Genomic DNA, 12,963 nt, shown 5'->3' with positions numbered 1-12,963 from the left:
GGCTCCTTGGGGTTGATCATCGGATGAGTGCAGCGTAGTCCGGGGGGCGGCCCCGGGGGAGACCCCGTCACACCCCGGCGAGCCGGGCCTGCGCGGCCCGCCACCGTGCCGTGTCGCCGCGCGGCTCGTACCGGGTCAGCGGCTGGGTGCGCACGAGCAGCTCCCGCATGCCCGCCAGGTCGCCGACCAGCCCGTCGGCCCACGCCTGCACGAGCACGTTGCCCAGCGCGGCGGCCTCCGTCGGGCCCGCCACCACCGGCAGCCCGCAGGCATCGGCGGTCAGCTGGCACAGCAGGGCGTTGCGCGTGCCGCCGCCGACGACGTGCACGACGTCGGCCGACTGCCCCGCGAGCCGCTGCGCGTCCTCGACCGCCCTGCGGTGGGCGAGGGCCAGCGAGTCGAGGATGCAGCGCGTGACCTCGGCGGGCGACTGGGGCACCGGCTGACCCGAGGCCCGGCAGGCCTCGGCGATCCGCTCCGGCATCCGGCCCGGCGCGAGGAACGCGGCGCCACCCGCGTCCACCACCGACCGCAGCGCCGGCACCTTGCCCGCGTCCCGCAGCAGCTCGCCCAGCTCCGGCTCACCCCAGGCCCGTACGCACTCCTGCAACAGCCACAGGCCCATGATGTTGCGCAGATAGCGGACCGTGCCGTCCAGCCCCAGCTCGTTGGTGAAGTTGGCGGCCCGGCTCTCCTCGGTCAGCACCGGCGCCTCCAGCTCAAGGCCGGCCAGCGACCAGGTGCCGGTGCAGATGTAGGCGAACCGCTCGCCCGTCGCCGCGGGTACGGCGGCCACCGCGGACGCCGTGTCGTGCGACCCGACCGCCGTCACCGGCACCGGACCGGTCAGCCCGGTCTCCTCCAGCACCTCCGGCCGCAGCACACCGGCCGGGTCACCGGGCTGCCGCAGCGGCGCGAACAGCCCTAGGTCGATACCGAGCCGCTCCGCCACCCCGCGCGCCCAGTCCCGCGTGCGCGGATCGATCAGCTGCGTGGTCGAGGCGTTGGTCAGCTCGGTGCCCTGCTCACCCGTCAGCCAGTACGTCAGCAGATCGGGAATCAGCAACAGCCGCTTCGCCTGAGCGAGTTGAGCAGTGGAACGGGCCGCGGTGAGCTGGTACAGGGTGTTGAACGGCGCGTACTGCAGACCGGTCGCCGCGTACAGCTGCGCGGTGGGCACGGTCGCCCACACCTTCTCCGCGATCCCGTCGGTACGGCTGTCGCGGTAGTGCACCGGGTTGCCGAGCAGCGCTCCGTCGGCGTCCAGCAGGCCGTAGTCCACGGCCCAGCTGTCGATGCCCACGGAGCCCACCTGACCGGCCGCCCCGAGCCCGTCCAGCACGCCCGCGTACAGCGCGAGGATGTCCCAGCGCAGCCCCTCGGGCGTCCGCACGGGCCGGTTGGGGAAGCGGTGGGCCTCGGTCAGCTCCAGGGTGTCCGCGTCGACGCGGCCGACCATGACGCGCCCGCTGGACGCGCCGAGGTCGACCGCGGCGTACGACTTCACGCCCGACCTGCCGGACCCACCCGGCCTGCCCGACATGGCGGTCACCGCCGTCACCGCAGGAACGCCGCGGCGACGCCGGCGTCGACCGGGACGTGCAACCCGGTGGTGTGCGTGAGATCACCGCCGGTCAGCGCGAAGACGGCGTTCGCGACGTGCTCGGGCAGCACCTCCCGCTTCAGCAGGGTCCGCTGCGCGTAGAACTCGCCCAGCTTCTCCTCCGGCACGCCGTACACGGCCGCCCGCTTGGCACCCCAGCCGCCCGCGAAGATCCCGGAGCCGCGCACGACCCCGTCCGGGTTGACGCCGTTGACGCGGATACCGTGCTCGCCCAGCTCGGCGGCCAGCAGCCGCACCTGGTGCGCCTGATCGGCCTTGGTGGCGGAGTAGGCGATGTTGTTCGGCCCGGCGAACACGGCGTTCTTGCTGGCGATGTAGACGATGTCCCCGCCCAGCTCCTGTGCGATCATCGCGCGGGCCGCCTCCCTCGACACGAGGAAGGAACCACGGGCCATGATGTCGTGCTGCAGGTCCCAGTCCTTGGCCGACGTCTCCAGCAGCGGCTTGGAGATGGAGATTCCGGCGTTGTTCACCACCAGATCCACCCCACTGAAGGCCAGCACCGCCGCCTTGAAGGCCCCGACGATCTGCTCCTCGTCCGTCACGTCCACGGTCACGGCGACGGCCTTGTCCGGCCCGCCCAGTTCCTCGGCGACCTGAGCGGCGTTCTCCCCGTTCAGGTCCGCGACGACGACACACGCCCCCTCGGCCACCAGCCGATGAGCGATCGCCTTCCCGATCCCGCTGCCCGCACCCGTGACCAGCGCGATCCGTGTCGCCAGCGGCTTCGGCTTCGGCATCCGCTGAAGCTTGGCCTCCTCCAGCGCCCAGTACTCGATGCGGAACTTCTCCGACTCCTCGATCGGCGCATACGTCGACACCGCCTCGGCGCCCCGCATCACGTTGATGGCGTTGACGTAGAACTCGCCCGCCACCCGCGCGGTCTGCTTGTCCTTGCCGAAGGAGAACATGCCCACACCCGGGATGAGCACGATCGCAGGGTCTGCCCCGCGCATCGCGGGCGAGTCGGGCAGCGCATGACGCTCGTAGTAGGCGGCGTACTCCTCACGGTAGGCGGCGTGCAGCTCCTTCAGCCGCGCCACCGCCTCGTCCAGCGGAGCGGTCGGCGGCAGATCCAGTACCAGCGGCCGCACCTTGGTCCGCAGGAAGTGATCCGGGCACGAGGTTCCCAGCGCGGCGAGCCGCGGATGTTCGGCCCGGGAGACGAAGTCCAGCACCACGTCCGCGTCGTTGAAGTGCCCCACCTGTGGCTTGTCCTGCGAGGCGATCGCCCGCACATACGGCGCCAGCGCCGCCGCCCGCTCCCGCCGCTCACCCTCGGGCAGCGCCTCGTACCCCTCGATCACCGGCCCGAAGGGCTCGGCCTTCCCCCGCTCGGCCAGGAACTTCTCCGCGGTCCGGATAATGTGCAGCGAGTTCCGCTCACACTCCTCCGACGTGTCCCCCCACGCCGTGATCCCGTGCCCACCGAGGATGCACCCGATGGCCTGCGGATTGGCCTCCTGCACGGCCGCGATGTCCAGCCCCAGCTGAAACCCCGGCCGCCGCCACGGCACCCACACCGCCGAGTCCCCGAAGCACTCGGCGGTCAGCTTCTCCCCGTCAGCGGCACAGGCCAGCGCGATCCCGGAGTCCGGGTGCAGATGATCGACGTGCGCCGAGTCGACCAGCCCGTGCATCGCCGTGTCGATGGATGGAGCCGCCCCGCCCTTGCCGTGCAGGCAGTAGTCGAACGCGGCCACCATCTCGTCCTCACGCTCGACACCGGGGTACACCCCCTTGAGCGCCCGCAGCCGGTCCAGCCGCAACACGGCCAGCCCCGCCTCGGTCAGGGTGCCGAGATCCCCACCGGACCCCTTCACCCACATCAGCTCCACATCACCCCCGGTGACGGGATCAGTCTCGGAGCCCTTCGCGGACGCGTTGCCGCCGGCGTAGTTGGTGTTCCGCGGATCGGAGCCCAGCCGGTGCGACCGAGCAAGCAGGGCGGCAGCTTCGGGATGGGTTGCCATGTCAGATCAGTCCTTCGAAAACGTACGTACAGGGGATGCGCCCCAAAGGGGCGTGGGAAACTGCGCGATCAGCCACACACGGCCCGCAGCCCGTAGACGACAGCACCCGGCAGACGCTTACGCCCCCCACCCGGCCTGCTGCCCACCAACCCGCTCGGCGACGATCTTCTCGGCCCACCCGCACCGGCGGTACGCGGCCATGGGGTCCGCGTCGAGCCCCATCTCCGCCCGCACCTCGCGCAGCAACGGCCGCACATCCGTGTTGTACGCATCCATCAACACGGCATTGGCCTCAAGAACGTCACCCGCAGCCTGCGCCGCACCCAACGCCTCCCGGTCAACGAGCAGCGTCTTCGCCGTCGCCTCCTGCACATTCATCACCGACCGAATGATCGCCGGAATCTTCGCCTCGATGTTGTGACACTGGTCGAGCATGAACGCGACCTCGGGCGAGAACCCACCCCCACGCACGACCTCGTACATGATCCGGAACAACTGGAACGGATCCGCGGCCCCCACCATCAGGTCATCGTCCGCAAAGAACCGCGAGTTGAAGTCGAACCCCCCGAGCTTCCCCTCCCGCAGCAGCGTCGCCACGATGAACTCGATGTTGGTCCCCGGCGCATGATGCCCCGTGTCCACCACGACCTGCGCCTTCGGCCCCAGCTTCAGACAGTGCGCATAGGCCGTACCCCAGTCCGGAACATCCGTCGAGTAGAACGCCGGCTCGAAGAACTTGTACTCCAGCAGCATCCGCTGCCCGTCACCGAGCCGCTCGTACACCTCGGCCAGCCCCTCCCCGAGCCGGTCCTGGCGCGCCCGGATGTCGTCCTGGCCGGGATAGTTCGTCCCGTCGGCGAACCACAGCTTCAGATCCTTCGACCCGGTGGCGTCCATGATGTCGACGCACTCCAGCAGGTGATCGAGCGCCTTGCGCCGCACCGCCGCGTCCGGATGACAGATACTCCCCAGCTTGTAGTCGTCGTCCTGGAACGTGTTGGAGTTGATCGCGCCCAGCTTCAGCCCGCGCTCCTTCGCGTACTTCGCCAGCGACGCGTAGTCCTCGACCTTGTCCCACGGGATGTGCAGGGCGACCGTCGGCGCCACTCCGGTGAACTCGTGCACCTTCGCCGCGTCGTCCAGCTTCTCGTACGGATCGCGGGGCACACCCCCCTGGGCGAACACCTTGAAGCGGGTGCCCGAATTCCCGTACGCCCACGACGGCGTCTCGACGGCCTGGGTCTTGAGCGCGGCCTTCACCGCGGCGAGCTCGGTCACTTCGGGGCTCCTGTGACGTCGGGTTGTATCGACAATATAGTGAAACGATTCAGAAGGGGAAGCTATGAGCCCCCGCGAGGGGTGTCAAGCCCCCTGACCACCTCCGTTTTCTGTGACTCGGCCGTGACCTTCGCCGCCTGAAATTTTTTCGACCGGGACCCATTGACGTGACATGCGCGGCACGCCTAACGTCCCGGCAACCGAGTTGAAACCTTTCACGACGCCGAGAGGGCCGTCCCGCCGGCGTCGTCGAGGAGCCCCCATGACCCACCCGTCCGACACGGGTCCGGCCCCGGTTCTCGCCCTCAGGGACATCTCCAAGTCCTTCGGCGCGGTCCGCGCCCTGCGGGACGTCTCCCTGGAGCTGTTCCCCGGGGAGGTGCACGCCCTCGCCGGCGAGAACGGTGCCGGCAAGTCGACCCTCATCAAGACGCTCGCCGGAGTGCACCGGCCGGATGCCGGCCAGGTGCTGCTCGACGGTGCGCCGGTGGCCTTCCACGGCCCCGGAGACGCCCGCGACGCCGGCATCGCGGTGATCTACCAGGAGCCCACGCTCTTTCCCGACCTGTCGATCGCCGAGAACATCTTCATGGGCCGCCAGCCCCGGCGCGCCCTCGGCCGCATCGACCACAAGGCCACGCACGCCTCGACCCTCGCCCTGATGGCGCGGCTCGGCGTCGAGCTGGACCCCGACCGCCCCGCGCGCGGCCTGTCCATCGCCGACCAGCAGATCGTCGAGATCGCCAAGGCCCTCTCCTTCGACGCCCGCGTTCTGATCATGGACGAGCCGACCGCCGCCCTCACCGGCAGCGAGGTGGCCCGCCTCTTCGGCGTCGTGCGCACCCTGCGCGAACAGGGCGCCGCCGTGCTGTTCATCTCCCACCGCCTGGAGGAGATCTTCGAGATCTGCCAGCGGGTGACCACCCTGCGCGACGGCGCCTGGATCGCCAGCGAACCGCTCGACGGCATGACCGAGGACGACCTCGTCCGCCGTATGGTCGGCCGCGACCTGGAGGAGCTCTACCCCAAGCAGGACGTCAAGCCCGGCGAGATCGCCCTGAGCGTGCGCCGCCTGACCCGCGAGGGCGTCTTCACCGACGTCTCCTTCGACGTGCGGCGCGGCGAGATCGTCGGCCTCGCCGGACTCGTCGGCGCCGGCCGCACCGAGGTCGCCCGGGCCGTCTTCGGCGTCGACCGCTGGGACGCGGGCGAGGTCGTACTCGACGGGCGGGGGCTCACCAACGGCGCACCGTCCACCGCGATGGCCGCGGGGCTCGCCCTCGTCCCCGAGGACCGCCGCGCCCAGGGCCTGGTGATGGACATGTCCATCGAGCGCAACATCGGCCTCACCGGACTGCGTACGACCGTCAGGGCCGGGCTGATGGACCGCGGCGCCGAGCGCAGCCGCTCCCTCGACTGGGCCGTCAAGCTTCAGGTCAAGTACGCCCGGATCGCCGACACCGTCAACACGCTCTCCGGCGGCAACCAGCAGAAGGTCGTCCTCGCGAAATGGCTCGCCACCAGGCCGAAGGTGCTGATCGTCGACGAGCCCACCCGCGGCATCGACGTCGGCACCAAGGCCGAGGTGCACCGGCTGCTGTCCCAGCTGGCCGCCGACGGCGTCGCCGTCCTGATGATCTCCTCCGACCTGCCCGAGATCCTCGGCATGGCCGACCGCGTGCTCGTGATGCACGAGGGCCGCCTGACCGCCGAGATCGCGCGCTCCGAAGCCACCGAGGAAACCGTGATGGCCGCAGCCACCGGGAGGGCCGCCGCATGAGCCCGACCACCCCGTGCAGGACTGCCCCGTGGAAGGCCGCCCCGTGCCGGACCGTCCCGCGGAGGGCCGCCGCATGACCGTGACCGCTCCCGACCGAGCTCCCGTCGCCGACGTGCCCAAGTCCAGCGGCACCCGGCTGGTCGACCGCGTGTTCAAGATGCGCGAGCTGGCCATCCTGATCGTTTTCCTGGCGATGATCGCCGTCACCCAGGCGGGCAACAGCGAGTTCCTCTCCCAGCAGGGCATCAAGGACCTGCTGCTGAACGCAACCATCCTGGTGCTGGTCGCGACCGGCCAGTCCCTGGTCGTCATCACCCGCAACGTCGACCTGTCGGTCGGCTCGACGCTCGGCATCAGCGCCTTCGCCGCCGGCACGTACCTCCAGGGCGGCGGGAACTCCGTCGTGGCCGTGTTCCTGGCGGTCCTGATGGGCGTCGCCTTCGGCCTGCTCAACGGCCTGCTCGTGAGCCTCGGCCAGGTGCCCGCGCTCGTCGTCACCCTCGGCACGCTCTACATCATCCGCGGCATCGACTCCATCTGGGTGGGCTCGCGCCAGATCACCGCGGCAGACCTGCCCGGAGGCTTCGTCGACTTCGGCTCCGGCGGCATCTCCGCGGTGCCGTGGCTGGCGCTGATCGCCCTGGCCGTGCTGGTGGCCACCGCGTACTACCTGAAGCACTTCGGCAGCGGACGCGAGCTGTACGCGCTCGGCTCCAACCCGGAGGCCGCCCGCCTCGCCGGTATCCCGGTGCGCAAGCGGATCCTGGTCGCGTACACCTTCTGCGGCGCGCTCGCCGGACTCGCCGGCGCGATGTACCTGGCCCGGTTCGGCAACGTCGACTCCGGCACCGGCAACGGCTACGAGCTGACCGTCGTCAGTGCGGTCGTGGTCGGCGGCGTCGTCTTCACCGGCGGCTCCGGCAGCGTCTACGGCGCCGCGCTCGGCGCCCTGCTGCTGACCTCCATCAACAGTGTGCTGCCCGCCCTCGGCGTCAGCTCCGTGTGGGTGCTCGCCATCAACGGCATCCTGCTCATCCTCGCCATCGCGGTCGACCGGATCGTCGCGCTCCGCGTGGCCTCCGCCCTGAAGAAGAGGAACGCGCGCAATGCCTGACTCCGGATCTTTGGTGAACCGCGCGATTCGCTGGGACACGGTCGTCGGCGCGCTTCTGATCGTCGTGCTGCTGCTGTCCTTCGGCTTCGTGGACGGCTTCGGCAACGCCCTGAACCTGTCCTTCCTCATCGGCAACACCCTGCCGATCGCCCTGATCGCGCTGCCCATGACCCTGCTCGTGGTCTCCGGCGAGATCGACCTGTCGGTCGCCTCCACGGCCGGACTGTCCGGCGCCGTGATGGGCGCCCTGTGGAACCAGGGCATGGCCATCGAGACGATCATCCCGATCTGCCTGCTGCTCGGCGTGGCCTGCGGCCTGGTCAACGGCCTGCTGGTCACCCGGCTCGGGTTGCCGTCCCTCGCCGTCACCATCGGCACCCTCGCTGCCTACCGGGGCATCGCACAGATCGTGCTCGGCTCCGACGCGGTGACCGACTTCCCCAGCCAGTACCTGGACTTCGCGGCCGGACGCATCGGCGACACGTTCATCCCGTACGCCTTCCTGCCGTTCCTGGCGCTGCTCGCCATCGCCGTGATCACCCTGCACGCCACCCCCTTCGGGCGGTCCGTGTTCGCGACCGGCGCCAGCGAGGAGGCCGCACGGTTCGCCGGCATCCGGGTCAAGCGGCAGAAGCTGATCCTGTTCACGGTGACCGGCCTGATGGCCTCCCTCACCGGCATCTTCTGGGCCCTGCACTACGCCAGCGCCCGCTACGACAACGCCATGGGGCTGGAACTCTCCGTCGTCGCGGCCGTGTTGCTCGGCGGCATCTCCTTCGACGGCGGCAAGGGCACGTTGGGCGGCGCCATCGCCGGGGTGTTTCTCCTCGGCGCGCTGCAGAACGTGATGAGCCTCGTCAACGTCTCCGCCCAGTCGCAGATCGTCGTCACCGGCGTTCTGCTCGTCGTCTCCGTGCTCGGCCCCCGGGTCGCACGGCAGATCATCGTCGCGAGGGCGGCACGCTCCGCTGGATAGGCCGTCGTAAAGCTGCGGGCCGTCTGTGGCTGGTCGCGCAGTTCCGCAGCCCCTGAAGGGGCGCTACCGCTCACCCTCGTCAATAAGGAACCCACCATGCGCAAGTCATCCCTCCGCCGTACCTGCGCGGCCCTCGCCGCCGTCACCTCCCTCGCCCTGGCCGCCACCGCGTGCGGCGGCACCACCAAGGAGGACGTCAAGAGTGAGGGCGGCTCGGCGGCCTCGGCAGGCAAGGCCGACCCCAACGCCGAACTGAAGAAGGGCCTGACCGTCGGCTTCCTGCCGAAGCAGGTCAACAACCCGTACTTCACCACCGCAGACAAGGGCGGCGAGAAGGCCGTCAAGGAGCTCGGCTCCAGCTACAAGGAGGTCGGCCCCTCCAGCGCCACCGACACCTCCGGCCAGGTCTCCTACGTCAACACGCTCACCCAGCAGCAGGTCGACGCGATGGCCGTCTCCGCACAGGACCCCGGCGCCCTGTGCACCGCGCTGAAACAGGCCATGAAGAACGGCATCAAGGTTGTCACGTACGACTCCGACACCACCCCCGACTGCCGCAACGCCTTCGTCTCGCAGGCGTCCGCCGAGGACCTGGGCCGCACCGAGGTGCAGTTGCTCGCCAAGCAGATCGGCTACAAGGGCGAGATCGCGATCCTGTCCGCCGCCCAGACGGCGACGAACCAGAACACCTGGATCGAGTTCATGAAGGACGAACTCAAGAAGCCCGAGTACAAGAACATGAAGCTGGTGAAGACCGCGTACGGCAACGACGACGCCCAGCAGTCCTTCCAGCAGACCCAGGGCCTGCTCCAGGAGTACCCGAACCTGAAGGGGATCATCTCCCCGACCACCGTCGGCATCAAGGCCGCCGCCCAGTACCTGTCCGGCTCCAAGTACAAGGGCAAGGTCAAGCTGACCGGCCTCGGCACCCCCAACGACATGCGCAAGTACGTCAAGAACGGCACCGTCGAGGCGTTCGAGCTGTGGAACCCGGCCAAGCTCGGCGAGCTGGCCGCCCGTACCGCCATCGCCCTGGCCTCCGGGCAGATCACCGGCAAGGAGGGCGAGACCTTCAAGGCCGGCTCCATGGGCGAGTACACGATCGGCAAGGACGGCGTGATCAACCTCGGCAAGCCGACCGTGTTCGACGCCAAGAACATCGACCAGTTCAACTTCTGACCGCCTGACCGCCTGACCGCCTGACCGCCTGATCTCCTGATCACCGAAGGGGTTGTTGATGCAGCGCGTGTGCTTCCTGCTCAAGGTCCGCCAGGACCGGATCGCCGAGTACCGCGAGCGGCACGCCGCCGTGTGGCCCGAGATGCGCGAGGCGCTCTCGGCCACCGGCTGGCACAACTACTCGCTCTTCCTGCGCGACGACGGCCTGCTCGTCGGCTACCTGGAGACCGAGGACTTCGAGGCCGCCAAGGCCGGCATGGAAGCCACCGAGGTCAACGCCCGCTGGCAGAAGGAGATGGCGCCGTTCTTCGAGTCGCTGGACGGCGCCCGGCCCGACGAGGCCATGAAACCGCTCACCGAGGTCTTCCACCTCACCTGACCGACCCAGCGGAACCTGATCCGATCCTTCGGAAACACGTGTTAGATCTCGCCCGACAAAGGAGTCTCCCGAGATGAAGAGACGTACGTTGCTGGCCGGAGCCGCCCTCAGCGCCGTGGTCGGCCCCACCCTGGGATCCGGCATAGCCCGGGCCGCCGACCCCGGCCCGTCGGTCACCCGCATCGGCAGCACCAGGCTCGACAACCAGGCCATCTTCTTCGTGTCGTACGACGGCCTGGTCAACAACAACTCCTTCCAGAAGAACGGCCTGCTGACCTACAAGGGCTACCAGTACGCCGTCTGGTACACCGCAGACCGCAACGCCGTCGTCGGCCGCCGCGCGCTCGGCGCGAGCACCTGGCAGACCGTCAAGGTCGGGCACAAGCTGCGCTACAACGACTCCCACAACGTCATCTCCATGGGCGTCTCCCGAGTCGACGGCCGCCTGCACCTCAACATGGACTCCCACAGCGACGGCTTCACCTACGTCAAGTCGGTCGCCGGGCTCATGGACAACCCCGCCGGGCTGAGCTGGACCGCGAGCCGCTTCGGTGCCCCCCAGCCGACGCTGGACGGCCTCGCCCTCACCTCGCAGTTCACCTACCCGCAGTTCATCGCGACGCCCGAGGGCCGGCTCCAGCTCAGCTACCGAGTCGCCGTCTCCGGCAACGGCCGCAACGCGCTGGCGGAGTACGACGGTTCGAAGTGGACGGCGCTGGGGGAGTGGACGTCCTCCACGGGCACGTACACCAGCGAGCACGGCTCCTCCACGGCCCGCAACATGTACCTGCACGGCATCGACTACGACCGGGGCGGCCGGCTGCACTCCTTCTTCACCTGGCGGGAGCAGAACGGCGCCGTGATGTGCTCCCGCGGCGGCCTCACCAACCACGACACCGGCTACGTCTACTCCGACGACCGGGGCCGCACCTGGCGCAACGACGCGGGCAGGGTCGTGGGTGTCACGGGCGGCTCGAACAGGGTGTCCGTCAATGACGCCGGGCTGGTAGTGGACCCGCTGAACCCGGACCACTCCCTGATGAACCAGGAGAGCCAGTTCACCGACTCCGCCGGCCGCCCGCACGCGATCATCAGTTACGTCCCGGGCCGCTTCGGCCAGTGCACCACGAACTACGTCGCCGACCGCACGAGGAACGGCCGCGCCTTCCACGTTCGCAAGAACGCCTCCGGCGCGTGGCAGAAGACCGAGATCCCGGTCCCGCTGAACTCCAGCCAGCGCACCAAGCTGATCCTGGACAAGTACAACAACGCCTACGCGATCTTCCCCTTCGGCCGGATCGCCGGAGCCTCCGCGGCCTCCGGGTACACCGACTGGAAGATCCTGTTCGACGGCAGCGGTCTGGGCGCCTTCGGCGAGGTAGTCGTCGACGAGACCCGGGTCGCGCAGGACGGGGTGCTGTCCTTCATGTACCAGGTGAGGTCCAGCGGTACGACTCCTTCGGCGCTGCACGTCATCGACTTCCGCCTGCCCGCCTGAGCCCCGCCGTACCGAAGCTGTACAGGGGCGGCCTGACGGTAATGTGAAGGCCTTCCGGTCGCCCCTCGCCCCCTTGGAGGTCCCTGCCCGATGGCCCAGTCGGTGGGTATCAAGGACGTCGCCCGCGCCGCCGGAGTCTCCGTCGGCACGGTCTCGAACGTCATCAATCGTCCGGACACCGTCGCCACCGAGACCCGCGCGCGCGTGCTGTCCGCGATAGACCGGCTCGGCTATGTCCGCAGCGAGTCCGCGCGTCAGCTGCGCGCGGGCCGCAGCCGGATCATGGGGCTGCTCGTCCTCGACATGGGCAACCCCTTCTTCGTCGACGTGGCGCGCGGCGCCGAGCGGGCCGCCCGTGAGGCCGGGCTCGGCGTGATGGTCTGCAACAGCGCCCAGAGCCCCAGCGAGGAGGCCGAGTACCTGTCGCTCTTCGCCGAGCAGCGGGTGCGGGGCGTGCTGCTCACCCCGGCCGACGCGACCGGCCGCAACATCGAGGCGTTCCGTCGGCACGGCATCCCGTTCGTGCTGGTCGACCGGGTCGCCGAGGGCACCACCGAGTGCTCGGTCTCCGTCGACGACGTGGCCGGCGGCGCCCTGGCCGTACGTCACCTGGTCGACGCCGGGCACCGCTCCATCGCGTACGTCAGCGGGCCGCCGGGCCTCAACCAGGTGCGCGACCGCCGCACCGGCGCCCTGAACGCGCTCGCCGAGGCGGGGCTCGGCCCCGACGCGCTGCGCGAGCTGCCCACCGAGCGGCTCGACGTCGCCGCCGGCCGGGACGCCGGCGCCCGCCTGCTCGGCCTCGCCGACCGCCCGACCGCCGTGTTCTGCGCCAACGACCTGCTCGCCCTCGGCGTATTGCAGGCCATGTACGCGGCCGGCGTCGGCGTCCCCGACGACCTCGCGATCGTCGGATACGACGACATCGAGTTCGCCGCCGCCGCGGCCGTCCCGCTCACCTCGGTCCGGCAGCCCGCCGTCACCATGGGCGTCATGGCTGCCGAACTGCTCCTGGAGGAGACGGAGGAGGAGGGCGCGACGGGCGCGGCACGCACCCACGAGCACCGGCGGGTCGTACTGCGACCCGAACTGGTCGTGCGCCGCTCCAGCCTCTCCGCCCGCTGACCACCGTTCAGCAGCTTTTCCCGATCTTCCCGCCCAC

At 69.8% G+C, this 12,963-nt stretch carries 10 protein-coding genes; 7 read left to right on the top strand and 3 right to left on the bottom strand.

The genetic code is table 11. The features are described from left to right. Positions 1–67 precede the first annotated feature (67 nt). The 3 genes from H8R17_RS07985 to rhaI form a co-directional block, all read right to left on the bottom strand. Complete coding sequence (locus H8R17_RS07985; RefSeq protein WP_187822452.1) at positions 68–1,543, bottom strand: rhamnulokinase family protein; 1,476 nt, start codon at positions 1,541–1,543, stop codon at positions 68–70. Positions 1,544–1,557: 14 nt separating this feature from the next. Next, on the bottom strand, positions 1,558–3,597 hold the full coding sequence (locus H8R17_RS07980) for a bifunctional aldolase/short-chain dehydrogenase (RefSeq protein ID WP_187822422.1): 2,040 nt from the start codon (positions 3,595–3,597) through the stop codon (positions 1,558–1,560). A 117-nt stretch (positions 3,598–3,714) separates the two neighbouring features. Continuing rightward, positions 3,715–4,875, bottom strand: a complete 1,161-nt coding sequence (rhaI, locus tag H8R17_RS07975) for an L-rhamnose isomerase (RefSeq protein ID WP_187822421.1) — start codon at positions 4,873–4,875, stop codon at positions 3,715–3,717. Between the two features lie 262 nt (positions 4,876–5,137). On the opposite strand from rhaI, the gene H8R17_RS07970 reads away from it, so the two are divergent. From H8R17_RS07970 to H8R17_RS07940, 7 genes are all read left to right on the top strand, one after another. Further along, entirely contained in the window at positions 5,138–6,655 is a 1,518-nt protein-coding gene (locus tag H8R17_RS07970) for a sugar ABC transporter ATP-binding protein (RefSeq protein WP_187822420.1), read from the top strand. 73 nt (positions 6,656–6,728) lie between these two features. Further along, positions 6,729–7,769 carry an ABC transporter permease gene (locus H8R17_RS07965; RefSeq protein WP_187822419.1) on the top strand — a complete coding sequence of 347 codons (1,041 nt, stop codon included), beginning with the start codon at positions 6,729–6,731 and terminating at the stop codon, positions 7,767–7,769. Beyond that, positions 7,762–8,745 carry an ABC transporter permease gene (locus tag H8R17_RS07960; RefSeq protein WP_187822418.1) on the top strand — a complete coding sequence of 328 codons (984 nt, stop codon included), beginning with the start codon at positions 7,762–7,764 and terminating at the stop codon, positions 8,743–8,745. Before H8R17_RS07965 ends, H8R17_RS07960 begins: the two co-directional genes overlap by 8 nt. Before the next feature lie 96 nt (positions 8,746–8,841). Then, positions 8,842–9,924: a rhamnose ABC transporter substrate-binding protein gene (gene rhaS / locus H8R17_RS07955; protein WP_187822417.1), complete on the top strand. Its 1,083-nt coding sequence runs from the start codon at positions 8,842–8,844 to the stop codon at positions 9,922–9,924. A 58-nt stretch (positions 9,925–9,982) separates the two neighbouring features. After that, positions 9,983–10,303, top strand: a complete 321-nt coding sequence (locus tag H8R17_RS07950; RefSeq protein ID WP_187822416.1) for an L-rhamnose mutarotase — start codon at positions 9,983–9,985, stop codon at positions 10,301–10,303. Between the two features lie 73 nt (positions 10,304–10,376). After that, complete coding sequence (locus H8R17_RS07945; protein ID WP_187822415.1) at positions 10,377–11,801, top strand: BNR repeat-containing protein; 1,425 nt, start codon at positions 10,377–10,379, stop codon at positions 11,799–11,801. A 90-nt stretch (positions 11,802–11,891) separates the two neighbouring features. Beyond that, on the top strand, positions 11,892–12,926 hold the full coding sequence (locus H8R17_RS07940; protein WP_187822414.1) for a LacI family DNA-binding transcriptional regulator: 1,035 nt from the start codon (positions 11,892–11,894) through the stop codon (positions 12,924–12,926). Positions 12,927–12,963 lie beyond the last annotated feature (37 nt).

The sequence above is a fragment of the Streptomyces sp. TRM68367 genome (assembly GCF_014495685.1).
Taxonomy (GTDB): domain Bacteria; phylum Actinomycetota; class Actinomycetes; order Streptomycetales; family Streptomycetaceae; genus Streptomyces.
Note: the sequence above shows the minus strand (reverse complement) of the source record. Positions and strands in the feature narration are given on the sequence as shown.